General features: G+C 47.2%; 28 protein-coding genes and 1 pseudogene. 28 read left to right on the top strand and 1 reads right to left on the bottom strand.

Annotated elements, in window-relative coordinates:
- Positions 1-25 precede the first annotated feature (25 nt).
- The 16 genes and pseudogenes from IEW11_RS17575 to IEW11_RS25150 all read left to right on the top strand — a co-directional run bounded on the left by IEW11_RS17575 (position 26) and on the right by IEW11_RS25150 (position 8,636).
- On the top strand, positions 26-934 hold the full coding sequence (locus tag IEW11_RS17575; RefSeq protein ID WP_188532382.1) for a hypothetical protein: 909 nt from the start codon (positions 26-28) through the stop codon (positions 932-934).
- 24 nt (positions 935-958) lie between these two features.
- Positions 959-1,381 (top strand): GNAT family N-acetyltransferase, encoded by a 423-nt coding sequence (locus IEW11_RS17570; RefSeq protein WP_188532381.1) that lies wholly within the window; start codon positions 959-961, stop codon positions 1,379-1,381.
- 17 nt (positions 1,382-1,398) lie between these two features.
- Positions 1,399-1,815 (top strand): GNAT family N-acetyltransferase, encoded by a 417-nt coding sequence (locus tag IEW11_RS17565; RefSeq protein ID WP_229725401.1) that lies wholly within the window; start codon positions 1,399-1,401, stop codon positions 1,813-1,815.
- Positions 1,816-2,069: 254 nt separating this feature from the next.
- The gene (locus IEW11_RS17560; protein WP_188532380.1) at positions 2,070-2,321 is read left to right on the top strand and encodes a hypothetical protein; all 252 of its coding nucleotides are present in this window, start codon (positions 2,070-2,072) and stop codon (positions 2,319-2,321) included.
- Positions 2,322-2,380: 59 nt separating this feature from the next.
- Positions 2,381-3,100: a SurA N-terminal domain-containing protein gene (locus IEW11_RS17555; RefSeq protein WP_188532379.1), complete on the top strand. Its 720-nt coding sequence runs from the start codon at positions 2,381-2,383 to the stop codon at positions 3,098-3,100.
- An 84-nt stretch (positions 3,101-3,184) separates the two neighbouring features.
- A complete protein-coding gene (locus IEW11_RS17550; RefSeq protein WP_188532378.1) occupies positions 3,185-4,069 on the top strand; it encodes an aminoglycoside phosphotransferase family protein in 885 nt (294 codons plus the stop codon).
- An 87-nt stretch (positions 4,070-4,156) separates the two neighbouring features.
- Positions 4,157-4,603, top strand: coding sequence for a GNAT family N-acetyltransferase (locus tag IEW11_RS17545; RefSeq protein ID WP_188532377.1), 447 nt, complete (start codon positions 4,157-4,159; stop codon positions 4,601-4,603).
- 211 nt (positions 4,604-4,814) lie between these two features.
- Positions 4,815-5,027 carry an alpha/beta fold hydrolase family protein gene (locus IEW11_RS17540; RefSeq protein WP_188532376.1) on the top strand — a complete coding sequence of 71 codons (213 nt, stop codon included), beginning with the start codon at positions 4,815-4,817 and terminating at the stop codon, positions 5,025-5,027.
- 180 nt (positions 5,028-5,207) lie between these two features.
- Positions 5,208-5,285, top strand: a complete 78-nt coding sequence (locus tag IEW11_RS24985) for a putative holin-like toxin (RefSeq protein ID WP_268237417.1) — start codon at positions 5,208-5,210, stop codon at positions 5,283-5,285.
- Positions 5,272-5,670: pseudogene (locus tag IEW11_RS17535) on the top strand (pyridoxamine 5'-phosphate oxidase family protein); the annotation flags it as partial. The gene IEW11_RS24985 and the pseudogene IEW11_RS17535, both read left to right, overlap by 14 nt.
- A 54-nt stretch (positions 5,671-5,724) precedes the next feature.
- Positions 5,725-6,225: a GNAT family N-acetyltransferase gene (locus tag IEW11_RS17530; protein WP_188532375.1), complete on the top strand. Its 501-nt coding sequence runs from the start codon at positions 5,725-5,727 to the stop codon at positions 6,223-6,225.
- Positions 6,226-6,260: 35 nt separating this feature from the next.
- Positions 6,261-6,845 (top strand): HD domain-containing protein, encoded by a 585-nt coding sequence (locus IEW11_RS17525; RefSeq protein ID WP_188532374.1) that lies wholly within the window; start codon positions 6,261-6,263, stop codon positions 6,843-6,845.
- Positions 6,846-6,870: 25 nt separating this feature from the next.
- Entirely contained in the window at positions 6,871-7,176 is a 306-nt protein-coding gene (locus IEW11_RS17520) for a hypothetical protein (RefSeq protein ID WP_188532373.1), read from the top strand.
- Between the two features lie 33 nt (positions 7,177-7,209).
- Entirely contained in the window at positions 7,210-7,677 is a 468-nt protein-coding gene (locus IEW11_RS17515; RefSeq protein ID WP_229725399.1) for a VOC family protein, read from the top strand.
- Between the two features lie 39 nt (positions 7,678-7,716).
- Positions 7,717-8,253, top strand: coding sequence for a phosphotransferase family protein (locus IEW11_RS25155; RefSeq protein ID WP_268237415.1), 537 nt, complete (start codon positions 7,717-7,719; stop codon positions 8,251-8,253).
- The gene (locus IEW11_RS25150) at positions 8,208-8,636 is read left to right on the top strand and encodes a phosphotransferase family protein (protein WP_268237414.1); all 429 of its coding nucleotides are present in this window, start codon (positions 8,208-8,210) and stop codon (positions 8,634-8,636) included. The genes IEW11_RS25155 and IEW11_RS25150 overlap by 46 nt, the downstream gene beginning before the upstream one ends.
- Before the next feature lie 9 nt (positions 8,637-8,645).
- Here the strand turns inward: IEW11_RS25150 and IEW11_RS17505 are convergent, their stop codons facing one another.
- Entirely contained in the window at positions 8,646-10,310 is a 1,665-nt protein-coding gene (locus IEW11_RS17505; protein WP_188532372.1) for a PucR family transcriptional regulator, read from the bottom strand.
- Between the two features lie 280 nt (positions 10,311-10,590).
- Between IEW11_RS17505 and IEW11_RS17500 the strand changes: the two genes are divergently transcribed.
- The 12 genes from IEW11_RS17500 (at position 10,591) to IEW11_RS17445 (ending at position 23,099) form a co-directional block, all read left to right on the top strand.
- Positions 10,591-11,976: an aspartate aminotransferase family protein gene (locus IEW11_RS17500; protein ID WP_373289342.1), complete on the top strand. Its 1,386-nt coding sequence runs from the start codon at positions 10,591-10,593 to the stop codon at positions 11,974-11,976.
- A gap of 43 nt (positions 11,977-12,019) precedes the next feature.
- Positions 12,020-13,480, top strand: coding sequence for a CoA-acylating methylmalonate-semialdehyde dehydrogenase (locus IEW11_RS17495; protein WP_188532371.1), 1,461 nt, complete (start codon positions 12,020-12,022; stop codon positions 13,478-13,480).
- Between the two features lie 20 nt (positions 13,481-13,500).
- Positions 13,501-14,631 carry an alanine dehydrogenase gene (gene ald / locus IEW11_RS17490; protein WP_188532370.1) on the top strand — a complete coding sequence of 377 codons (1,131 nt, stop codon included), beginning with the start codon at positions 13,501-13,503 and terminating at the stop codon, positions 14,629-14,631.
- A gap of 23 nt (positions 14,632-14,654) precedes the next feature.
- A complete protein-coding gene (locus IEW11_RS17485; RefSeq protein WP_188532369.1) occupies positions 14,655-15,578 on the top strand; it encodes a DMT family transporter in 924 nt (307 codons plus the stop codon).
- A gap of 331 nt (positions 15,579-15,909) precedes the next feature.
- Positions 15,910-17,484 (top strand): ABC transporter substrate-binding protein, encoded by a 1,575-nt coding sequence (locus tag IEW11_RS17480; RefSeq protein ID WP_188532368.1) that lies wholly within the window; start codon positions 15,910-15,912, stop codon positions 17,482-17,484.
- A 72-nt stretch (positions 17,485-17,556) separates the two neighbouring features.
- Positions 17,557-18,510, top strand: coding sequence for an ABC transporter permease (locus IEW11_RS17475; protein WP_188532367.1), 954 nt, complete (start codon positions 17,557-17,559; stop codon positions 18,508-18,510).
- Positions 18,511-18,535: 25 nt separating this feature from the next.
- A complete protein-coding gene (locus tag IEW11_RS17470; protein ID WP_188532366.1) occupies positions 18,536-19,441 on the top strand; it encodes an ABC transporter permease in 906 nt (301 codons plus the stop codon).
- An 18-nt stretch (positions 19,442-19,459) separates the two neighbouring features.
- The gene (locus tag IEW11_RS17465; protein WP_188532365.1) at positions 19,460-20,470 is read left to right on the top strand and encodes an ABC transporter ATP-binding protein; all 1,011 of its coding nucleotides are present in this window, start codon (positions 19,460-19,462) and stop codon (positions 20,468-20,470) included.
- On the top strand, positions 20,451-21,437 hold the full coding sequence (locus tag IEW11_RS17460) for an ABC transporter ATP-binding protein (protein WP_308422751.1): 987 nt from the start codon (positions 20,451-20,453) through the stop codon (positions 21,435-21,437). The genes IEW11_RS17465 and IEW11_RS17460 overlap by 20 nt, the downstream gene beginning before the upstream one ends.
- A gap of 46 nt (positions 21,438-21,483) precedes the next feature.
- The gene (locus tag IEW11_RS17455) at positions 21,484-22,704 is read left to right on the top strand and encodes a M20 family metallopeptidase (protein WP_188532364.1); all 1,221 of its coding nucleotides are present in this window, start codon (positions 21,484-21,486) and stop codon (positions 22,702-22,704) included.
- Positions 22,697-22,945: a methyl-accepting chemotaxis protein gene (locus IEW11_RS17450; RefSeq protein WP_308422750.1), complete on the top strand. Its 249-nt coding sequence runs from the start codon at positions 22,697-22,699 to the stop codon at positions 22,943-22,945. The genes IEW11_RS17455 and IEW11_RS17450 overlap by 8 nt, the downstream gene beginning before the upstream one ends.
- Positions 22,932-23,099, top strand: coding sequence for a hypothetical protein (locus IEW11_RS17445; protein WP_188532363.1), 168 nt, complete (start codon positions 22,932-22,934; stop codon positions 23,097-23,099). The genes IEW11_RS17450 and IEW11_RS17445 overlap by 14 nt, the downstream gene beginning before the upstream one ends.
- Positions 23,100-23,154 lie beyond the last annotated feature (55 nt).

Genomic DNA, 23,154 nt, shown 5'->3' with positions numbered 1-23,154 from the left:
GTCAATAAAATGGGGGGTTGTCTGTATGACCAAATTATCCGCGAAACAATATGAAGAGGCCAAATCCTTTATGATGGGAGAAGCACGGGCAATTGATAAATATATGTTTTTGTATGAATTTGAAAAGGGAGATCCTGAAGACGTTATTAAAGAGCTAGCCAAGTATCAAAATGCTGACGGTGGTTTTGGATGGGGGCTGGAACCCGATTTAAGATGCAAGGAATCTTCCGTTTTGGCTTCTACGGTTGCCTTGCAATATCTTTCGAAGTTGGAGACAGAGAGTAAAAATGAATTAATCAAACCCTGTTTCACGTATTTAACGGATACATACAATGAAACTTACAAGGGATGGGCAATCATCCCTAAGGAGGCTGTACAATCGCCTAGAGCGATCTGGTGGGAATATACAGCAGCCTCGCCAGCATGGGGAAACCCCAATGCGGAAGTGTTGGGTTGCTTTTATGAATATCCTGAACTCGTAGATTCACAATTTAAAGAGAAATTAACAGATGAATCAATTCAATATTTATTAGAGGAAAGCAAGCTTTCGGACATGCATGAGCTGTTATGTTATGTTCGATTATATGAGCGTTTGCCCGCTGAGCTACAAGCGATTATCAAACCGCGGCTGGATCGATATGTCGATAACGTGGTGATAAAGAATCCAAAGGATCGACACGGTTACTGCGCAGTCCCTCTACAAGTAGCCGATTCGCCGGCTTCGGTATACTATCAGCATTTCGCTGATGTACTCCCGGCTGATTTAGCACAATTGATTGACTCACAAACCGATGCTGGATCGTGGGAGCCGAATTGGTCTTGGGGCCGTTACGAAGAGGAATGGGTTGAAGCAAAGAAAGAATGGGAAGGATACCTGACCCTAGGCAACTTGCGGATTTTAAAAGCTTATCAGGCAATTGAGACCAACATCTAAAAGCTTTGCTCAGGGGGACTTTAAATGGAAGTATACTATAATGAGTATTTCATCAGCGATGATAAGTCGAAAATTGATTATGATGTGGTGATCGGTTATTTGCAAAGAAGCTACTGGGCGAGCAAGCGATCGCCTGAGCGGATCAAACAATCGATTGATCATTCCAAGTGCATTGGAGTTTATTTGGGAGATCTGCAGATTGGTTTTGCTAGAATTATTACGGATGAAGCAACGATGTTTTATCTCTGCGACGTGTTTATACTTGAGGAATATCAAGGCAAGGGAATTGGCAAGAAGTTAATCGAGACGATTGTTCACGCTGAAGAGTATGAGTGGATGACAGGTATATTAGGAACACTCGATGCACATGGATTATATGAACAGTTTGGTTTTGTGAAAGACTCGGAGCGATTGATGAGAAGAACGGCTCAAGGAAGAGATACATAAAATAATGGGGGATCATCGTGTATCAGTATAGACAAATGAACATTGAGGATTATGAACAATTAATTGAGCTCTGGCAGCAAATAGAAGGACTGGGGTTAAGCGAAGCAGATTCAAAAGAGTCAATCGCTTATTATTTGCAGAGAAACCCGGGCATGAGCTTTGTATGTGTGGACAATGAAAAAATAGTGGGGACGATATTAAGCGGGCATGATGGAAGAAGAGGATTCATTTATCATATGGCCGTAGCTCCGGGCTACCGCGGCAGAAAAATCGCAAACACCTTGGTTTCGCAGTGTCTGAGCCGTCTCAAACAAGAGAGAATTATGAAGTGCCATCTCATGGTGCTTGCAGATAATGAAGCGGGACAGCAATTCTGGTCCAAATTAGGATGGATGAAGCGTGACACGATTCTGTTGTATTCTTCGAATACGTAATGCCACCTTTTTTTGAAGGCAGGTTGAATAATGGAGAACCCACCAAATTCATAAAGTTTATTCCAGCGATAACAAATTTATCGTCTATAAGGATCACCATAAATTTCTGCTTCGAACTTACGAGCTGCAGCATGCGGACGCCAAGAAGCTGGAGTATGACGCGTTAATTAAGTTGGAAGCGAATCATGTAAAATGCTCCAGGCCGCTTGAGCTCGGAATCCTTTCAGACCATCATCTGGGATATATGCTGCTTAATGTTCAGTGCTGAGATCAGCCGGCCATTCAGTATGGGACAGATCAGAGGCTATCACAATGACACGGAACCGGATCTGTTATTTTGGCGCATCTATTCCTTATACCTCGCGAGGAATCTGATCTCCTCTATCGTATGGATCAAAAAAGCCAAGCCCGGAGAAACAACGATCATGTTAGAAAAAATCTACAAAGCGATAGAGGATCATGACTATTTTGAGCGAGTAATACCGAAGTGGTACGAAGAAGTGTAGGAGTGTAGGAGTCCTTGCCGTTTAAGGCTAGCATTCAAAACTTAACGGGAGGTATAGAAATGAGAAGGAAAGTAGCGATCATTGCAGTCTCCGCTATAATTTCCGTGATAGCTCTATATTTATACTTGTTTCAGCTCGATCAAACGCAGTCGGAACCCTCAACATTTAGCGCTGAACTTGATGTAACTATGAGCTCGGCACTTACGGATGACCAAAAAATTAGTGCCGGATTTGATGCAATAAAAGCACAGCTGGATCAATTGAAAAAAGATAAAGAAAATACCGATGTGGTTGCTATGGTCGATGGAGCCGCAATTGATAAAGAAAAATTTGTTTTTTATAAATTAAATGCAGAACTGACACATGCCTTACGGGGAAAAGAAAATGTTCCGGATGACAAAACGCTTCTCGATAATATGATAAACGACGAATTGGCGCTCCAGCAGGCTATCCAACTGGGAATCACGGCCTCTGAAGAGGAAGTGAATGATGAGATTGCTTATCAGAGAAGTGTGATAGAAAATGAAAAACCTGCCAGTGAAAATGAATTCGTCTTAAAGCTAATGCAAAATCGAATACGAATCACAGGGGTAACTGATGATGAGTTCTGGACTAGTGATTGTGTAAGAAACGAATATAAGAACGCCATATTGAGGGGTAAATTGATGACGGAATTAATCCAAGACGGAACCGTTAAAGACTTTGAAGATTATTATGCATACAAAAATGATTTGGTCAATAAATTTAGTGATCGGATCACCTATAACCTAGAGCTTTAAATTGACGACTGTTACCTAAAGAGCATCCAAAATAAGGATGCTCTTCTCGTTAAGAAGACATCCCGGCGGAAGGAAGCGTAAATCATGGATAACGTGATCGGCCAAATCACTTGGACAGAGAAAAGTGAAACGATCGATGATTTAATCGGGCAAGGGGATTCATTACTAGTGAGCCCTATGGCATCAGGGTTGGAGGCGGAAGTATTAAAGGTGCAGACGTCTGAGTCCGGTTATGTATTGAAGACCTGGAACAGAAGCTCCAAGCCTGATGTGAGCTATCAATTCCATCTCCTGCAAATTCTTAACCGGCTAGGATTACCGGTATCCGTACCTTATGGCTGGGGTTGGGATCAGCATTCGAATAAGGTGCTGTTAACAAGCTTTGATGGAAATCCGATTACGAAAGTGAATGCAAAAGAGTTGTCGGCGCTTGCGCGGAGCTTGTCGAGCATCCATCAGACTCCACTGGATACATGCAAGGATTCATTTGTTCGGAAGCATGATTTTGTCAGCTATTTTTATCCCGGCATCGACAATTATCCTACTCTGCATAAAGAATTATTACGTCTTGTTGACATGAGTCGTATGACACAGGACCACCTCATTCACGGCGACTTTAACCTGGGAAATATTGTGGAACATGAAGGGCGATATACGGTCATTGATTGGACAAACGGTCAACTGGGAGATCCCAGATATGATTTTGTGTGGTCCAGCGTATTGATGAAAATCTATGTTAGTGAACGGTACGGTTCTATTTTTCTTGACTCTTACCGCTCAGAACATCCGCTACCGCATGAAGAAATAGAGATTTTTGAGGCTATCGCCTGTCTAAGATTAATCCTGCTCAGCCGGCATACTGAACTGCCCCAACAGACGAAAATGATGGATAGATTAAAGAATATGCTTCGTAACAACGCCTGCTTGGAAGAAGGGATTCTTCAGGCCGACAAGGAGGATGCTGAATGAATGCGAGAAAGTGGCAAGCTGCCCGACTCGGATCAGTGAGGGATAGTGGAACTCAGACCGTCCACTCGCTCGTTAAGAGGTTCAACCATGATAGATCTTAAGGCGTATCCCAATCGGAAAGAAATCAGGGTGCTATTGGGTGCATGTATGTGGCCGGATGATGAGCGGATCTCAAACGAATTTCAAGCCTATATCAAGGATGAATCCAGACAGCTTTTGGGTAAAATCAGGAATGAGCAATTAGTCGGGTTAATTGGCATTATCCCGATCTTAGACCGTGAAGCCGAACTGAAGCATATTGCCGTTCTACCTGCGTACAGAAGACAAGGTATAGGTAAGGACATGATCGATGAATATATGCAGCAGTATGGAATGGATTCGATGACAGCGGAGACGGATAAAGATGCGGTCGGCTTTTACAGAAATATGGGCTTTCAAATTACAAGTCTTGGAGAGAAATATCCCGGCGTCGAGAGATTTCAATGTCGGCTCGTGATTAAAACTAATGAGTTAGCTGAGCATGAACAAAGTTGATTAGGTACAAACAAGAAACAGGCAGAATTATGAACGATTAAGAAAGATAGACCTTTTTACGGATTAGGGGTGTTTTCATGAGATTTTTATCTCAAAAGGTGAATAACAACGGAGTTCATATCCATTTTCAGAATATCTTCTCCCTCGCCGCGCCATCGTCCTCTCCTTCCGGGGAAGAGGGCAGAGTGATACCCCTGATACGGGATATGATTTGCAGGAACATGTCTCGGATATCCAATGTGTTGTTTCAGCAGCAGGGGTGGATCGGTTTCATTTGTTCAGTTATTCACGGGGTGTCTCCTATGCGCTTGGTTTTGCGAATGAAGCAGCGAGACGGGTCGTTTCTATGATCATTCAGGATTATCCTGCGGAGCATAAGCAAATGCCGGCTGATTGGCCGGATGACTATATTCATAACGATTAAAGAGTTTACGAAATCGGGCCACAATATAAGAGGTACTGAAAGCCAACTGTTATATCACACCATCAATCAGTTTGTAGCTGAGATGGACAGGATGTGATTACGTAAATAGAAATAATGATAGAATGAAGATACAATTGAATCTTGGGTGGGCGTGGTTTCCCTTCGAAAGGAGGTGAGGCCATGGAAATAGAAGATGCATTGACGATCATGTTCCTCTTTGGAATGTTTATCCTATCCTTGACACCTTGTCATTCCTGAACGACCGGGGAATCGGCGGCTTGATTCGATAAGGAATATTTTATCCAATCCGTACATCGGCATGCTATTCATCATTCCCGGCCTTGAAGAAACACTAAGAATAAACGGGAAAGCGTGCATCGTACAGGATGAGGATTTGCTGGAGCGTATGCAGGCATTCGGCAAGAAACCCGTGTTGGGAATAGGGGTTGAGGTTGAGGAGTGTTTTATGCATTGCGCCAAGGCCTTTAAGAGATCGCAGCTTTGGGATGCGGGTTCGTGGCCGAAAAAAGAAAGTCTGCCGGTCGCAGCAAAAATTATTGCGGACCACGTTAATATACAGGGCATAACCTCCGAAGAGGTGGCAAAATCGTTAAAAGAAACATATGAGAAAAGATTGTATTGAGAAGATATTAGGAGAAACAAGTAAATCATCATATTCAGTGTTGGAGGCATTTGAATGATATCGGATTATGTAATCACAGACGCAGTACCTGAAGATTTGGAGAAAATCGTTGAGATTTATAATTCCACAATTCCAAGCCGCATTGTAACCGCAGATTTGGAGCCTGTTACAGCCAAGAGCAAGCAGCAATGGTTCGATGAACACTCAGCAGATTTTAGGCCGCTGTGGGTCATGAAGCAGCAGGACCGCATTATTGCATGGCTTAGCTACCAGTCTTTTTACGGAAGGCCGGCATACAATGCAACGGCAGAAATAAGCATCTATCTCTCCGAGGAATATCGTTCACAGGGAATTGGAAGCATCTTGCTTGAAAAGGCCATTAATGAATCGCCAAGATTGAAGATTAATACATTGGTTGGCTTCGTATTTGCCCATAATCAGCCCAGTATAGCTCTTTTAACGAAATATAAATTTGAGGAGTGGGGTTACTTACCCAAGGTTGCGAAGCTGGACGGTATTGAAAGGGACCTGGTGATTCTGGGGAGAAGAGTGTAAAGCAGATTAACGAAATTTGAAGGAGTAATGTGCGAATGGATAGACTTCGGAAACAGCTCGCCTTCCTTGTGGAAATTGATAAGCTAAAAGGAATAGTAAGAAGGTCAAAGCTAATCGATAAATCCCGGGTTGAAAATGATGCGGAGCACTCCTGGCATCTGGCCATGATGGCCATCATTCTGTCGGAGTATGCGAATGAGAAGGTTGATTTGCAGAAAGTGATCTCTATGCTGCTCATTCACGATCTTGTGGAGATTGATGCGGGGGATACGTACGCCTACGATATCGACGGCCATAAGGATAAATTCGAGCGGGAACAGAAGGCTGCCGAGCGGATATTTAACATACTGCCTGAAGATCAAGCAAGTCAACTATACGACTTGTGGATTGAATTTGAAAAAAGTGAAACGCCGGAAGCGAGGTTTGCCGCAGCGATCGACCGGCTTGAGCCGCTGCTGCTGAATCATTATAACGGCGGGGCAACGTGGAAGGAAAATCATATTACGAGTGAAATGGTATTGAACAAGAACAAATTTATTCAGGAAGGCTCCGAGGCGCTCTGGGAAATGGCCCAGGAATTGATTCGTAAATCAGTACAGGACGGGATTTTAAAACCGTAGTTTGTTAGCGGTGAAAGGAAAAAACATGGGGAAAATTGTATCTTTTACGCTCGAATTGGCCAGAATTCTTGTGCTTCTGGTCATCATGACGACAATCTTAAGCTGGGCCGAGAAATCGTTTTACCCGCACGTCATCACTTGGAAAGAACATTACAATTGGTATTTGGCGGCAGGTAACTTTATTGTGTTCCTTATTCTCTACCGGAATTATTTTCAATTCAAGGGCTGGTACAAATCCGCCAAGAAACGTAAGCTGAGCAAGCCAATGACGCTTATTTTGACCGGTTTATTTGTTGTATGCTTGCTTCTTCCGATCCTGCCTGGAACCTAATAATCGAATTCATGCAGAAGGCGAGTGAAGACGATGAGTACAGAAGACGTATTCGAAAGGAATGATGTGATGATACCGCAGCGCGTCAGTTTGATTACGATCGGGGCGAATGATATGCCCAGTCTGAGATCATTCTATCAACGTTTGGGTTGGTCTGAAACATCAATAAGCTCCGACAATTACGCCGTGTTTGCAACGGCCGGCGTTTTGCTGTCGCTGTATCCCATCGAAGATCTGCTAAGGGATCTAGGCAAAGATCGCTCGGAGCTAACGAACGGTTTTAAGGGAATGACATTTGCGATCAATGTTGATAGGCGGGAAGAGGTAGATTATACCATCGGCAAGATCCGCACTGCCGGCGGTCAGATCATTCGATTGCCCCATGATGCTTTTTGGGGTGGAAGAATCGCTTATTTTATGGACCCGGAAGAGAACATCTGGGAGGTGGCTTGGAACCCGACCGCCTTGTTTGATGAGCGTGGGGCGATGATATCATTTTGAAAGCGGTTTAATACTAACTTATAAAGCGAGGTTAAGGACATGGATGCGACTTCGGATTGCGAAATTCCGGAACGTGTACTGCTTTGGGCGGCAGCAGCTGTGGATCCAAATGCCCGGATTCATTCCGTACGCCGATTGCATGGAGGGGTGTCATCACTTGTCCATAATATTACGTTCCAAGTTGGCGGTGCGGAGAAAGAGGTTGTTCTGCGGCAATTCACGAACCGTGAATGGTTGCAGGATGAACCGGATCTGGCGCATCATGAAGCGGAAAGCCTTCGGCTTGCCTCACGCGCTGCCATTTGCACGCCGCAGATTATCGCGTATGACGAGAGCGGGAGCACATGCGGCATTCCGGCCGTGCTGATGACGCGGATAGAAGGGAAGGTGATTTTGGAGCCCATGACGGATATGGAGCATTGGATCGACGGGCTTGCGGCTGCTCTGGTCCGCATCCATCATGTGGATGCCGATGGGTTTGCATGGTCATATTTTACCTATAATGATGTAAATTCGCTGGGGTTACAGTCGTGGTCAAGCATACCGGAGAAGTGGACCGTGCATTCGAAATTGTGAAAGGCCCTCAGCCTGTATACAAGCCATGCTTTATCCACCGGGATTATCATCCTGCAAATGTGCTGTGGCAGCAGCGTCAAGTGAGCGGTGTTGTCGATTGGGTGAACAGCTGCCGTGGACCAGCCGGAATTGATATTGGCCACTGCCGGTTTAATCTGGCGCAGCTGCACGGTGTTCATGCTGCCGATGCTTTTCTGGAGGCCTACCGGCGGCACGCGGGGTCAGCTTACCGGCACGACCCCTACTGGGATCTGTTATCCCTGGTCAACATCCTTTTCGGGCCCCCGGAGGTGTATGAGGGCTGGACGGCTTTAGGGGTGTCAGGTTTGACGGACCAGTTGATGGCAGAGCGGCTGGATGCTTATCTGGCAAGTTTAATATAAGCTGAGGGCTTACAGCGCTCTTCCGACAATTTCATACGCTCTCAGCGCAACCTCCAGGTTAATTCGTTTCTCCGGTCGAAGAAAGCCCTCACCGAGCAGCTCCTCCAATTTATCCAACCGATGATATAACGTCTGGCGATGGATGAACAGGCGTTCCGCCGTTTCCTGCTTGGCCCCCATACAGGAGAGATATTGGTCAAGCGTTTCAAGCAGGAAGGAATTGTTTTTGTTATCATGATCCAATACGGGACCCAGATGGGCAGAGACATAAGAAGTCAGTATATGCTCATCAGTCATCCCCTTAAATAGCTGATAGATGCCCAATTCATCATAGAACGGATGAATCGGCCGCGGCAGCATTCTTGCGACCGATATGGTATCAAAGGCCTCTTTAAAGCTCTGGGCCGCTTCCACCAGCTTGGGCTTTAGATTTCCGAAACCTGAAATAATTTTGATATGCTTTGACAGGTTATAATTAATAGCTGTTTTCAACTGTTCCGTAGTTTTTAATAGAGGTTCCTTGATAATCTTCGATCCCGGGTTGTCTGAGAATGATTCGCGGATGCATAAGACATAAATTTGATTGTTCTTGACAAGTAGTAAATTATAGATGCCGTTCTTGGATAGCAATGAACGAAGCAGCACGACAATATCTTGCGTTAAGGCCTCTAATTCCCCCTCATCATCCATAACCAAATCATGCTCAATCTCGATCAATCCACCAAGAAACAGATAATTTCCTTTGTTAAGCGGACGCAGCCCGATTCGCGCGAGTGCTTGTTCCTCATTCTCCACTTTATATTGCAGAATGTCATTAATGAGCTGCGCCTGGTTTTCTGACGATTTATGTTCAATGAACAATTTTCTGAGCAATATATGGGCCACTGCTTTGACGACATAATCGAGCAGCAGGATCATATAATCGGTCGGTTCTTTGTCATGCAGTAAAATTCCAACATAGGATAACGTTTGGCCAAGACAGATGACGGGTTGGGAGATGATTTGCTTCTTCTCATTTAAGACAAAAACGGTGCTTTCTTTAGAACCGATGGCATCATTGTCAATTTCGCTCCGGTAGCGGGAGATGATGTCTTGGGCGATCTTCGGAGAAACCGGAGGGGCAAACAGGCTTTTATCAATTAATGAATAGTATATGACTTGAGAGGATGTATGCTCCTGCAGCAGGCGCAGGATGTTTTGAATATTCGTTGAATCCAGAGACATTTGTTGCAGCTTACGCGCAAATTGTTCCATATCTTTTAAGATTTGATACTGCTTGTTAATCAACAATGCGTGAACATCCTGAGTGATGTCGACGAATCGTACCGGCGTTTCAAAGACGATGATCGGAAAATCATGCTGATTCGCGAGTTGAATCATCTCTTGAGGCACCTCAGGAAAGTAGGGATTGAGTTCAATGCACAAGCCTGCCGCTTCCTGCGCGATTAATTGCTGCAGGTAGCCCATTCTTTCATCGGCAAACTGGTGGATGCCCAGACCGGTTGTAAGGATGAGATCGTTCTTATTTGTAAAGGGTGTTGCCGAGGTAATCTCCAAAATGTGTATCCATCCTACATTGCGGGAGATGCCTCTTTTGCCGGCAAGCAGTTTAGCTTGTTGGAATAAAGGCCGCTTTAACAGGCTGCGAACGTTCAAGGTTTGATCATTGTCCACGTCGATTTCCTCCAAAACAAGTTTCATTCTGCAAATTTTACGGACAAGAATACCATAAAAAAACGGATTATGGAACAATTATGTCATTATACATGACATATACCGAGTGAATATCCTTGATAGTTTGCAGGCGGCAACTGCAATTCTTTGCATTTTTCCATTTTGGTTATACATTTTGTAACTACATTCAGGGCAAACATCAATCATTTTGTATGATGCTATAGTGTGTCAATGAAGTTAACATTTAACTATCAATATGACTGGAAGGCAGGGTGCAGATATGAGTAAGAAATCAGTTGAAGTTATGGATCAATCGCATTCTTCCAATTTCGATAAGGAAGCGCTGCTGGAAAAAGACCGAAAGTATCTATGGCATCATATTTCGCCTCATAATCCCAATCCGCTGATTGCTGTATCAGGTGAGGGAAGCTGGATAACGGATGTGGATGGCAACCGTTATTTTGACGGAATGTCGGGTTTATGGTGTGTCAATGTCGGTCATGGCCGCGAAGAAATTGCGGATGCCGCAGCGCAGCAAATGAAGACGCTGGCTTACTATCCGCTCAACCAAAGCCATCTGCCGGCGATTCAACTGTCCGAGAAGGTGAATGAGTGGCTCGGTGGAGGATACCGAATGTTCTATTCCAATTCGGGTTCGGACGCTAATGAAGTGGCATTCAAGATTGCGCGCCAATATCACCATCAGAACGGTGAACCTCTAAGGTATAAATTCATTTCCAGGCACCGTGCCTATCACGGCAATTCGATGGGGGCATTAGGGGCCACGGGCCAAGCGCAGCGGAAAACAAAGTATGAGCCGCTTGGCGTCGGTTTTCAGCATATCCCCCCTCCGTATTGCTACCGCTGCCCCTTCGGAAAAACGTACAAGGATTGCAAACTGGAGTGCGCCCAAGCGTACGAGGACGTGATTAATTGGGAAGGTCCGGACACTGTAGCAGGTGTCATCCTGGAGCCGGTTATTACTGGAGGCGGTGTAATCGTGCCCCCTCAGGAATATTTGGGAGCGGTAAGAGAAATCTGCGATAAGTACGGCGTTCTGATGATTATTGATGAAGTGATCTGTGGATTCGGGCGTTCGGGCAAGTCGTTCGGCCATCAAAATTACGGCGTGAAACCGGATATCGTCACAATGGCTAAAGGCATTACAAGTGCCTACTCTCCGCTTTCCGCAACCGCGGTAAAGGATGAAATATACGAGAAGTTTAAGGGCCCGGGTGCCGACACCCATTTCCGGCATGTCAATACGTTTGGCGGCAACCCCGTTTCCTGCGCTGTTGCCCTGAAAAATATGGAAATCATCGAGGAGGAGCGATTGGTGGAGCGTGCTGCCGTATTGGGCGTGAATCTGCGTCAAAAACTTGAGGTGTTGATGAACCATCCTAATGTGGGAGATATCCGAAGCTTTGGACTCATCGCCGGGATCGAAATGGTAGAAGACAAGGAAACTAAGCTGCCGGCCTCTGCCGACAAGGTGATGTTCATTATGGCCGAATGTAAAAATAGAGGGCTTCTGATCGGCAAAAACGGCGATACAGTTCCGGGCTTCAGCAACATTCTAACTTTGTGTCCGCCTTTTGTGACGACCGATGAAGACTTGGATTTTATTGTGGATACGCTGGTTGAAGTGTTCGATCTGCTCAATTGACAAAGCAATTTATTACATCCAGTAGACGAAAGGAGAAAGGCAAATGACTATCAATATTAAACAAACTGTAATACAAAACTATATCGGAGGCCAATGGATCGAGTCTTCCTCCGCTGAGCAGGAAGCGGTTATTAACCCTGCTACGGAGGAGCTGCTGGCCTATGTTCCGCTATCCAACCGGGTCGATCTGGAGCTTGCGGCAGCAGCGGCCCAAAAAGCGTCCGTAAGCTGGGGGAAAACCGCGGTACCCAGAAGAGCCCGCATCCTATTCAAGTATCAGCAGCTGCTTGTCGAGCATTGGGAGGAGTTAGCCACGCTGATTACAACGGAGAACGGCAAGAGCTACGAAGAGGCATATGGCGAAGTGCAGCGGGGAATCGAATGCGTAGAGTTTGCGGCAGGCGCTCCCAGCCTGATGATGGGCCGGCAGCTGCCCGATATTGCAACTAATCTTGAATCCGGCATGTATCGTTACCCAATCGGTGTTGTTGGAGGGATCACGCCCTTTAACTTTCCGATGATGGTGCCCTGCTGGATGTTCCCGCTTGCCATTGCTTGCGGCAATGCGTTTATTCTGAAGCCGTCAGAGCGTACGCCGCTATTGGCCAATCGGTTGGCCGAGCTGTTTGCGGAGGCCGGACTGCCGGCAGGCGTACTGAATATCGTGCATGGGGCACATGAGATTGTCAACGGCCTGTTGGAGCATCCGGACATAAAGGCTGTATCATTTGTCGGTTCTCAACCTGTGGCCGAATACGTATACAAGACCGCGGCAGCTCACGGCAAGCGCGTGCAGGCGCTGGCAGGCGCCAAAAATCACTCCATCGTGATGCCGGATGCTGATCTGGAACTGGCTGTCCAACAAATTATAAGCGCGGCATTTGGTTCGGCGGGCGAAAGATGCATGGCTGCATCCGTTGTTGTAGCGGTAGGTGACGTAGCCGAGCCTTTGCTTGAGAAGCTCACGGAAGCGGCTGATGCTCTAACAATCGGCAATGGGCTGGACAACGAGGTGTTTCTTGGCCCTGTCATCCGTGAATCCCAGAAACAACGGACGATAAGCTATATTGAAGCAGGTATTGCTGAGGGGGCTGTGCTCGTTCGTGATGGGCGGAAGGATGCCGCTTATGAAGGCAAGGGTTATTTCGTAGGTCCTACCCTATTTGATCAGGTGACAACCGAGATGAAAATTTGGAAAGATGAAATTTTTGCACCTGTACTCTCGATAGTTCGCGTCACTACGCTTGACGAAGCGATTGAACTGTCGAATCAATCGGAGTTCGGTAACGGAGCCTGTATCTACACCCGAAGCGGAAGCAATGCCCGTACATTCCGTGAAAACATCGAATCGGGCATGCTTGGCGTAAACCTTGGTGTACCGGCTCCAATGGCTTTTTTCCCCTTCTCAGGCTGGAAAAATTCCTTCTACGGAGATTTGCATGCGAATGGACAGGATGGCGTTGAATTTTATACCCGAAAAAAAATGATTACCGCGCGCTGGTAAACGAAAGGAGTTTAACGGATATGATTATCGGGGTTCCAAAAGAAATAAAAAACAATGAAAACCGTGTGGCCATTACGCCGGCCGGTGTTGCGCAGTTCATAAAACATGGGCATCAGGTTCGAATCGAGACCGATGCAGGAATGGGCAGCGGCTTTACGAACCAGGTGTATGAAGAAGCCGGAGCTCAGATTGTGGTCAGTGCAGGGGAGGCTTGGTCTGCCGATCTTGTCTTGAAGGTCAAAGAACCGTTGCCTGAGGAATACGGATATTTCAGAGAACATTTAATTCTGTTCACTTACCTTCACTTAGCGCCTGAGCGTGAACTGACGAAGGCTCTGATTGATCATAAAGTAACAGCTATCGCTTATGAAACGATTCAGCTTGACAACGGCTCCCTGCCTTTGCTGGCACCGATGAGCGAAGTGGCTGGCCGTATGTCGATTCAGATCGGCGCGCAATTCCTGGAGCATCCGCATGGCGGCAAAGGGGTTCTGCTCGGCGGAGTTCCGGGTGTACTGCCTGCGGAGGTTGTCATCATCGGGGGAGGCATTGTCGGAACGAATGCGGCGAAGATGGCGATCGGACTAGGTGCGAGCGTTACGGTGGCCGATATCAATCCGGATCGTCTCCGACAACTCGATGATCAGTTCAGGGGGCGGCTGAAAACGATCATATCGAACAGTTATAACATTGAAGAAGCGGTTAAGCGGGCGGACCTGGTTGTCGGAGCAGTGCTGATTCCGGGTGCTCGGGCGCCTCGCCTTGTAACGGAAGCGATGGTAAAGAATATGCAGCCGGGTTCGGTCATTGTCGATGTCGCGATTGATCAAGGCGGGTCTATTGAGACGATTGATCGGATTACGACACACAGTAAGCCGACTTATGAGAAATTTGGTGTCGTGCATTATGCCGTCGCCAATATGCCTGGAGCCGTACCGCGTACTTCTACGCTCGCGCTGACTAACGTGACGATTCCTTATGCATTGCAAATCGCCGATCTTGGCGTTCAATCGGCCACAAGCCAAAGTAAGGCTCTTGCAAGAGGAGTGAATGCCGCAGGCGGAAAAGTAACCTACAAGCCCGTGGCAGATGTGCATGGTTACGAATACTTCAATGTAAATGGGCTGTTTCATCCGATATTGGCTCGTTGAATCTGCCTGGCATGAGCAATCTATTGATTTACCTTATGCTCATCGGTTCCGCTATGTTTTGGGGCTCCAATTTCAATCTTGGAAAACTGGCAGTCGAGACGCTCGGGTCGATGAGCGTTGTTGCTTGGCGGTTCACGTTGGCCGCGATCGGTATGATGATTTTCTTTTGGTGGAAGGAACGGCCTGTCTGGCGTGAGATAAGCAGTCAATTTTCCCGATATTTCTTCGTTGGCTTCATAGGGATTTTCGGCACGAATGCATTGGTTTTCATCGGATTAAACGCTACCTCTTCTGTGAATGCTTCACTCATCACTGCGGCGAATCCGTCTGTAACGGTCGCTCTGTCAGCGCTTCTGTTGAAGGATCGAATCACGTATCGTCAGGCCGCGGGTATCGCGATCTCCTTTTTCGGGGTTTTGTTTGTAATAACCGGAGGAGAATTTTCAAAGCTGCATGCAGTATCTAGCGGAGATTTGCTCGTATTTGCCGGCAATGCCTGCTGGGCGGCATACGGAGTATTAGGCCGGAAGCTGCTGCCAAACAGTACACCGCTGGCGACGAGCGCGATGACAATGCTAATCGGTGCCATCTGTTTTCTGCCATTTCTTAGATTTTCATCCGGGGAAACTGAGATGGCTGGCTCAGCCGCGCCCGCTTGGGGTGCTGTAGTATTCATGGCTGTCTTTGGAACGGTGCTTGCTTATTTGTGGTGGAACCAAGGCATCGCTGCGATCGGCGCTAATCGAACGGCTATCTTTTTCAATCTCGTTCCGGTAACAACGATGCTGATTGCTGTTTTGACGGGCAGCAGCATTCACGCCAGTCAATTTGCCGGTGTTATTCTAGTGTTATCTGGTGTGTTCTTATCCTCGTATCAATCTGCGAAGAGCAGAGATTTTCCCCTATCGCATCATCTTCGAACTGGAGTCGGAAAAAGCGGGAAGTAACGGCTTTTTCCGGCTTTTCTATTTTTGTAGTCATCCATTCAATGTACGTAATGCAACAATTTAAGGGTTTACTATAGTACATTTCGTCTATTTCAGAACGTGATTTATGTTATATAATCTATACATGAGTTGTAATCAATGTGCGAAATAGTTCTAGAATCGACATTAATCTTACTACTTTGACTGTTTTGTGGTTTTTAAATGTTATTTAATCTTACATAATTGTTAACCTGATAAGGGGGTGGAGGCATGCTCTATTAGCTTTTCGGAAGCGAGATCGATAAAGCAGCCATCAAATACAAACAAAAATATAAAACAGGGAGTGGAGTCCATGAAAAGAAAATCATCGTACATCGTCACGTTATTATTGTTGTTCTCAGTAGCGTTATTCGGCTGCAGCTCAAATAACAGCAATGCACCGGCTGCAGCAGAAACGGAGATTACACCCGGAGGCACGCTGCGGATTGCTTTTGGCGTATTGCCGACATCACTGGATCCGCATTTGACAACCGCCAATGCGATCACTCATACAGCAAGACAAATCTTTGAATCGCTCGTGACGCTGAACTCCAAATATGAGGTTGTACCGATGCTTGCTGAATCATTCGAGAGCAGTGAGGATGGGAAAACCGTAACCTTCAAGTTGAGAAAGGGAATTCAATTCCATAACGGCAAAGAAATGAAAGCGGAAGACGTTATCGCTTCCATGGAGAAATGGCAGGAGGGTGCCACGGCTAAGGCAAATCTCGGCAATTCGACATGGGAGGCGGCAGATGAATACACAGTCATACTTCATGTCGAGACCCCATCCTTCCTGTTGATGTACACTTTGGCTGAGCTTCAGCAATTCCCGGCGATCATGCCCAAAGAAGTCATCGAGGGAGCGGATGCAGCTGGTGTGAAAGAATATATCGGAACAGGCCCGTTCAAGTTTGTGGAGATGAGACCGAACCAGTATTTGCACTTTTCCAAATTTGAAGAGTACAAGCCGTTAACGACACCGGCAGACGGAATGTCGGGGGAGAAGATTGCCTATTTTGATGACATTTATTATTATGCCGTTCCAGACGATTCCACAAAGGTGAACGGATTGATCAGCGGAGAGTATGATTTTGTTCCGGTTATACCGCTTGACGCGCTGCCTCAAATTGAGAACAACGACGATATAAGCAAGATCTTGTACCCATTCGGACTTCAGACGTTGATTTTTAATAAGAAAGAAGGCGTACTTGCCAACGCGGATATTCGGAAGGCGGTAAATATGGCGCTAGACAAGACCGCACTCATGTCTGCTTCCTTTACAGGGCCCGAGTATTACCGCCTCGATCCGGGATTAATGCTTAGTGAACAAATTTCATGGTACACAGATGCGGGAAGGGAAAATTACGAAGCTTATGATCCTGAACAAGCAAAGCAGTTGCTTGCTGAAGCGGGCTATAATGGTGAGCCTGTCCGTATCCTTACTGCAAGAGAATACTATACGCTGTATAATTCTGCAGTCGCTGCGCAGCAGATGCTGGAGGAAATCGGGATGAACGTGCAGCTTGAGGTTATCGATTGGCCGACACTGCTCGAACGCCGTACGAAACCTGACCAGTATGAGATGTTCTTCACCGGGTTTCCGGCGAGCGCCACTCCGCTTCAATATCCGTTCCTGGATTCAAAAACAGAATGGCCGGGATGGACAAACAGTTCTGTTATTGATTCTTATCTAGCCGAGATTAAAGCGGCACAAACCCAAGAGCAGGCGCATGCCGCATTTGTGAAGTTGCAGGAAGCGTTCTGGGACGAAAATCCGGTGCTTGTCATCGGGCATTATCTGCAGGTCACAGCTTCGACTAACAAGCTGAAGGGTTTTGTTGATTTCCACGGACCGCTCTTGTGGAACACTCATCTGGAAAATTAACTTTTGCCATCGTTCTGCCTTCGCGCCATTTATAAGGCGCGAGGGCGGGGATTGATAGAAAGGGGAACCATTTTGAAAATCTATATTCTTCAACGTTTGATTTCCCTGATTCCGGTCTTGTTGTTCGTGGCGGTCGTCGTATTTTTTATTATCCATCTGACCCCCGGCGATCCTGCTGCCGTTATGCTTGGAGCGGATGCATCTCCAGCTGAGGTTGAAGCGCTCCGCCAGGAACTTGGTCTGGATCGTCCGATCATCCAGCAGTTTTTCAGTTGGTTCGGAGGCCTTTTTACAGGCGATCTGGGAACTTCGATTTTTTTGAAAGCGCCGGTGTTTGAGCTGTTTGTTGATCATCTCGGACCAACCCTGTCCCTGTCTGTCTTAGCTCAGGGCTTTGCAATGCTGATCGCTATTCCGATGGGAATCGTGGCGGCAAAAAGAAGAGGAACCGTAATCGACCAGACATTCATGGTCGTATCACTGCTTGGCATTTCCCTGCCGGGCTTCCTGCTCGCGCTGCTGCTCTCGCTCATTTTTGCCGTACAGCTCGGATGGCTGCCGGCGGCCGGATACCGTGCCATGGACACGGGATTGTGGCAGCACTTTAAATATCTCATCATGCCCGCCGCAGCTCTAGGTTTTATTCAGGCCTCTCTAATTGCGCGGATGACAAGATCGTCTATGCTGGATGTGCTGAGCATGAACTATATCAAAACAGCCCGGGCCAAAGGAGTGAAGGATATTGTCATCGTGTATAAACATGCTTTGCGGAATGCTTTTATTCCAATTCTGACCGTGATCGGGCAAACATTCGGCAATCTGATTGCAGGTACGGTTGTCATCGAATCGGTATTCAGCATTCCTGGTGTCGGACAATTGCTCGTCCAATCCATTATATCGAGGGATTATGCGGTACTTCAGGGCGTTGTGTTATTGATAGCGGCCTCCTACGTGCTGATCAACTTGATCGTTGATTTACTGTACGGCGTTGTTGATCCGAGGGTGCGTCTCAGCCGGAGATCATAAAGTCGGGTAGAAAGGAAAAGATGTGATGGATGCAAAAACAGTGTTAGAAGGAACCTATTTTTCCGATTCTAGGAAAGAACTTCAAAAAGAGCGGCGCTCCTTGCTTATCCGCCGATTTTTATCCAATCGTATGCTGCTGACCGGAAGTGTAATCACCGTATTGCTCGGAATCATCGCGCTGTTGGCTCCTTTCCTGACCTCATATACTCCTCTTGAGATGCAGATGGTGAAGCGCCTGCAGGCACCAAGCCTGGAGCATTGGTTCGGCACGGATAATTTCGGCAGGGATTTGTTCAGCCGTGTTGTTCATGGTACGAGAGTATCCATGGCCGTTGGAATCTCCGTAGCATTCATCACGATGATTACGGGGACGGTAATTGGTTTGTATTCCGCTTATTATAAATTCCTGGATCATATCCTGATGCGGATTTGTGACGGACTTATGGCATTCCCGGGTATTTTGCTTGCGATCGCACTCACGGCTGCTCTGGGATCGAACATGATAAACGTCATTATCGCTTTATCGATTATCAGCACGCCAACGATCGCACGGGTTGTCCGTTCCGCCGCAATTGTCGTGAAGGAACAGGTTTATATCGAAGCGTTACGTGCGCAAGGTGCCAGTGCATCGCGTATCATCTGGTATCATATGGCGCCCAATACGGTATCGCCATTAATTATCCAAATTACATTTGTGTTTGCTGTTTCCGTACTGATCGAAGCCGCACTCAGCTTTCTTGGAGCGGGTATCGCGCCGCCGAATCCAAGCTTAGGCAATATTCTGTATGACGGTAAGGTTGTTATTTTCTCAGCATGGTGGATGACGGTTTTTCCTGGACTTTTCATTTTATTGTCCGTACTGGGTCTGAATTTATTTGGTGATGGCCTCCGGGATATGCTGGATCCTCATACGAATAAAGCGAAAAAATAATTTAAGGAGGGCCTATCCATGCAGAAGGAATGTTTATTGGAAGTAAGTGGCTTGAAGACGACATTTTTGACGGAGAATGGCCCGGTTACTGTTGTAAATGGCGTTTCATTTCAGGTCTCTGCAGGGGAGACGCTCGGCGTTGTCGGAGAATCGGGCTGCGGTAAAAGCGTCACTTCGGAATCCATTCTCCGGTTATTGAATGAGAAAACAACGAGATATGAGGGGGAAATCAACTACAAAAACAGAAACTTGTTGTCCTTGACCGAAGAGGAAATGAGATCGATCCGGGGAAACGAGATTTCAATGATCTTTCAAGATCCGATGACCTCTCTGAATCCAGTGTATACAATCGGTGATCAGATCGCCGAAACGATTATGATCCACCAGAAGGTGGGGAAAAAAGCCGCCTTCGCCAAAGCAGTGGAAATGCTGCGGTTAACCGGAATTCCATCCCCGGAAAAGCGGGTTCACGAATATCCGCATGAATTATCGGGAGGCATGCGACAGCGGGTGATGATTGCGATCGCACTCGCTTGCCAGCCTAAGCTGCTGGTTGCCGATGAACCGACGACCGCGCTGGATGTTACCATTCAGACTCAAATATTGGATCTTATCCAGGACTTAAAACAGCAATTGGATATGGGCGTCATCTTGATCACCCATGATCTAGGAGTGGTAGCTGAGGTATGCACTAGGGTCGTTGTCATGTATTTGGGCGAAGTGGTGGAAGAAGCAGGAGTGGAAGAGCTATTCGAGAACCCGCTTCATCCATATACCCAGGGGCTGCTCCAGTCGGTTCCCCAGCTTGATGGCGACCGGTCGAAAAAGCTGTATGTAATCAAGGGGGCTGTTCCAAGTCTTACAAATGTACCGAAGGGATGCCGATTTGCCCCTAGGTGCAACTACGCAACTGATCTTTGCCGGCAATCTGAACCGGAACTGATGGGAAACCGGCATAAAGTTCGCTGCTGGCATGCGGATACAAACCTGCAGAAGGAGGGCGAGCTGTATGTGGCAGATGGCAGTTGAGGATGAAACTCCGTTATTACATGTCAAGAACATCAAAAAATACTTTCCAATTACTACGCCCTTCGGAAAAGTGAAAGGTCATGTCAAGGCCGTCGACAATATTGATTTTGCACTGCACAAGCGCGAAACGTTGGGGCTTGTCGGAGAATCCGGCTGCGGAAAGAGCACAACCGGCAGAACTATCATGCGGTTGACAGAGCCGACTGCAGGAGAGGCCATTTATAAGGGCAAGGATCTCTTTCAGTTAAAGGGACAAGAATTACAGGCATTGCGCAGGGAAATCCAGATGGTATTCCAAGACCCTTACTCCTCTCTGGATCCAAAACAGATTATCGGGCATGCGATCGAAGAACCGCTAACAATCCATAAGCTTGGGGCGAAGAAGGAGCGGATGGAGCGGGCGATGGACCTGCTGCATAAAGTGGGCTTGCGTGAGGATCAATATTACCGGTATCCGCATGAATTTTCGGGAGGACAGCGGCAGCGGATCGGAATCGCCAGGGCGCTGGCCGTCGATCCAGCGATTGTCATTTGCGATGAGCCCGTATCCGCGCTGGATGTGTCCATTCAATCCCAGGTTATCAATTTGCTGCAGGAGCTTCAGCATAACTACGATTTATCGTATGTATTTATCGCGCATGATTTGAGCGTAGTCAGGCATATTTCCGATAGCATCGGCGTCATGTATCTCGGCAGAATGATGGAGAAAGCGCCGACGGAGGAGCTGTTCGCGCAGCCCCTTCACCCTTACACCCAAGCATTATTATCCGCAGTTCCAATTCCCAACCCAAAGCTTAAGAAGGAACGCATCATTTTAAAAGGTGATATTCCGACACCGATTAATCCTCCTGCGGGCTGCGTATTTCATACGAGATGCCCTTATGCGGAAGCGCGGTGCAGGACCGAAATTCCGATGCCGCGGGACCTGGGGATGAATCATGTTGTGGCTTGTCATTTGTATGACTAACAAAAGATCTTGAATAAATTTATCAGAGTGAAAGGCGTGACCTATGATGAATGAAATGACTGCGGAAAATGTGATTCATTATGTTGATGAAGAGGAACTGGTAGCATTAACAAGAGCGCTGATCCGGATCGAAAGCGTTTATCGTCCTGAGGCAGAGGGCGCGAACGAAGAGAAGGTCGCCCAATTTGTACAGCAGTATCTGACCGAGATGGGACTTACTGTTCATTATGAAGAAGTAGTGTCCGGACGCCCGAATGTCATTGCGTTTTTGGATTCCGGCAAACCTGGAAAAACACTTCTTTATGAAGGGCATACCGATGTTGTGACCGAGGGAGACCTCGAGTCATGGACGTATGATCCATTCGGGGCGCAAATCGATAACGGCAAAATATACGGGCGCGGATCTTGCGATACGAAAGGCAATCTGGCCGCTGCCATTTCTGCTGTACGGGCGATCAAAAAATCGGGTGCTTCATTTAATGGAAAGATTCTGCTCTGCATCCCCTGCGACGAAGAAAGCATGATGATCGGCATCAAGGATTTCATCCGCCGGGGCTGGGCCGATAACGTGGACGGGGCCATTATCTGTGAGCCGCTGGAGAACGAAATGTGCATTACCCAAAAAGGCGCGATGCGCGTCATCATTAAAACGTACGGCAAAATGTCACACGGCGCGCAGCCGCTGACAGGAATCAATCCGAATACCCGCATGGCCAAAATCATTGTGGAGCTCGAAAAGCTGGAGGATCAGGAAAAGCAGCGGCTAGGCGAGCACCCGATGCTGGGACTGCCAAGCATTACGCCGACGATCGTAAGGGGACCGTACAAGGGTGATCCGCAAATCAATGTGATGCCGGACACCTGTATGACCGCGCTTGATATCCGAACGATTCCCGGCCAGGATCATGGCGTATTGAAGAAGCAGATGGAAGAAATTTTGCGCAAGCTGGGTGAGAGTGACATGGATTTTAAAGCTACATTGGAGGTTATTGAAGAACGCCCTTGGACAGAAACAGATCGCAACGATCCGGTGGTACAGGCAGTCGCCGAAGCCTACCGTACCGTTACCGGAAAGGAGCCTGTATACAACGGCGTTCCCGGCGCCACAGACGGTACGTTTCTTCATTTGGCAGGCATTCCGATCATTACAACAGGAGCGGGAGACCGCAAAATTCCGCATCATGCGGATGAGTACGTCGAAATCTCCGAGCTTGTAGCGACGACAAAAATGTATGCGGCTGCCGCACTGAATTATTTGCGTGATTAAGGCTGATACACAGAAGATCGGTAAAATCACCGGCTTGATCAACGAGCTGGCGGCACAGACAAACCTGCTTGCGTTAAATGCGGCCATTGAGGCGGCACGTGCGTTCGCGGAGCATGCTCATTCTGCATTCGCCTTGATTGATACTTCCGTCGCGAACGTAGTCGACAGAGTGTATGATGTTACCGGGGCGATCCGGGATATTGCTGATCAAAGGGATCGTTGTGTCGATGGATTCGGTTAGCAGGTTTATGCAAAAAGGCTCTGCGGCAAGTCGAGAAACGTCGGCCGCAAGTCAGCAGCAGCTCGCAACGATGGAAGATATGGCGAATTCGGCCAAATCGCCTGCGCATTTGGCGGAAGAAATGCAGAGGAAACTGACCAAGTTTAGCTTATAAAGTTCATCCAAGACTCGACCGTTATGATATGACGGTCGAGTCTTTGTTCAACTAA

It is taken from the genome of Paenibacillus abyssi, assembly GCF_014640295.1.
In the GTDB taxonomy this organism is placed as follows: Bacteria; Bacillota; Bacilli; order Paenibacillales; family Paenibacillaceae; genus Paenibacillus_D; species Paenibacillus_D abyssi.
This window is presented reverse-complemented; position numbering and strand designations above follow the sequence as displayed.

Coding starts and splice junctions, on each gene's coding strand:
- IEW11_RS24985 (WP_268237417.1), top strand. CDS start 5,208: ATGGAAATAGAAGATGCATTGACGATCATGTTCCTCTTTGGAATGTTT.
- IEW11_RS17575 (WP_188532382.1), top strand. CDS start 26: ATGACCAAATTATCCGCGAAACAATATGAAGAGGCCAAATCCTTTATG.
- IEW11_RS17515 (WP_229725399.1), top strand. CDS start 7,210: ATGAGTACAGAAGACGTATTCGAAAGGAATGATGTGATGATACCGCAG.
- IEW11_RS17570 (WP_188532381.1), top strand. CDS start 959: ATGGAAGTATACTATAATGAGTATTTCATCAGCGATGATAAGTCGAAA.
- ald (WP_188532370.1), top strand. CDS start 13,501: ATGATTATCGGGGTTCCAAAAGAAATAAAAAACAATGAAAACCGTGTG.
- IEW11_RS17500 (WP_373289342.1), top strand. CDS start 10,591: ATGAGTAAGAAATCAGTTGAAGTTATGGATCAATCGCATTCTTCCAAT.
- IEW11_RS17560 (WP_188532380.1), top strand. CDS start 2,070: ATGTTCAGTGCTGAGATCAGCCGGCCATTCAGTATGGGACAGATCAGA.
- IEW11_RS17460 (WP_308422751.1), top strand. CDS start 20,451: ATGTGGCAGATGGCAGTTGAGGATGAAACTCCGTTATTACATGTCAAG.
- IEW11_RS17470 (WP_188532366.1), top strand. CDS start 18,536: ATGGATGCAAAAACAGTGTTAGAAGGAACCTATTTTTCCGATTCTAGG.
- IEW11_RS17520 (WP_188532373.1), top strand. CDS start 6,871: ATGGGGAAAATTGTATCTTTTACGCTCGAATTGGCCAGAATTCTTGTG.
- IEW11_RS17455 (WP_188532364.1), top strand. CDS start 21,484: ATGAATGAAATGACTGCGGAAAATGTGATTCATTATGTTGATGAAGAG.
- IEW11_RS17445 (WP_188532363.1), top strand. CDS start 22,932: ATGGATTCGGTTAGCAGGTTTATGCAAAAAGGCTCTGCGGCAAGTCGA.
- IEW11_RS17530 (WP_188532375.1), top strand. CDS start 5,725: ATGATATCGGATTATGTAATCACAGACGCAGTACCTGAAGATTTGGAG.
- IEW11_RS17550 (WP_188532378.1), top strand. CDS start 3,185: ATGGATAACGTGATCGGCCAAATCACTTGGACAGAGAAAAGTGAAACG.
- IEW11_RS17555 (WP_188532379.1), top strand. CDS start 2,381: ATGAGAAGGAAAGTAGCGATCATTGCAGTCTCCGCTATAATTTCCGTG.
- IEW11_RS17465 (WP_188532365.1), top strand. CDS start 19,460: ATGCAGAAGGAATGTTTATTGGAAGTAAGTGGCTTGAAGACGACATTT.
- IEW11_RS17495 (WP_188532371.1), top strand. CDS start 12,020: ATGACTATCAATATTAAACAAACTGTAATACAAAACTATATCGGAGGC.
- IEW11_RS17545 (WP_188532377.1), top strand. CDS start 4,157: ATGATAGATCTTAAGGCGTATCCCAATCGGAAAGAAATCAGGGTGCTA.
- IEW11_RS17480 (WP_188532368.1), top strand. CDS start 15,910: ATGAAAAGAAAATCATCGTACATCGTCACGTTATTATTGTTGTTCTCA.
- IEW11_RS25155 (WP_268237415.1), top strand. CDS start 7,717: ATGGATGCGACTTCGGATTGCGAAATTCCGGAACGTGTACTGCTTTGG.
- IEW11_RS17525 (WP_188532374.1), top strand. CDS start 6,261: ATGGATAGACTTCGGAAACAGCTCGCCTTCCTTGTGGAAATTGATAAG.